1 protein-coding gene is annotated in these 631 nt (G+C 45.3%); it reads right to left on the bottom strand.

Features of this window, described 5'->3' with window-relative positions:
- Positions 1-631 (bottom strand): thiamine phosphate synthase (locus tag R7Z49_RS25905; RefSeq protein WP_318112535.1); only part of this gene is annotated, 631 nt, incomplete at both ends.

Consider the following 631-nt stretch of genomic DNA (forward strand, 5'->3'; position numbering starts at 1 on the left):
GCCAATAATCATTAATAAAAACTTGAGCGTCATACTGACGACCGAGTTCAATCGCGCGTGCAATCTGCTGTTCTAAGTCTGACAGATAGGGGTCTTTGATACGTAGTTGAATGGTGTTGATGCCCAATGGCAACAACCGCTCAATCCAACTGACGTCGTCCACGACCGGATAGAGACCCAAACTCTGTTTGCTCACATGAGGAAAGTTGACCGACTGTCCGTGTGATGACCAACCTACTTTAATGCCTAAACGACAATCTTCTAGGACTGGTGTAGGAAAATCAGCAAACTGAGACGCCCACTCCTGCTTGACCATTGTTTCACCATTAATGAATGTTTCACGTGAAACATTCGCCATTGCGCGCGCCAAGGTCAAAGCATCTTCAATAGGGAAATCGAGAGCAAGCAGCGTTACTGTCCACGCTAAGTGTTGATCGGTTTGAAGAGTTGTAGTTCTAGAAGTAGAAGCAACTGACAGAGCTCTTATTTCATCATTAACCGGATGGCGCCAGATATCCAACACGTCTACGCTTGTCGTTTTAACAGAATCATCGTGCTTAGACTCTATGTCTTCAATACCAATAAAAATGGCCGAGGATGGTTGTTGGCGACATTCTGAAACCGATAGACC

The organism is Vibrio sp. 1562 (assembly GCF_033340155.1).
Taxonomy (GTDB): domain Bacteria; phylum Pseudomonadota; class Gammaproteobacteria; order Enterobacterales; family Vibrionaceae; genus Vibrio; species Vibrio alginolyticus.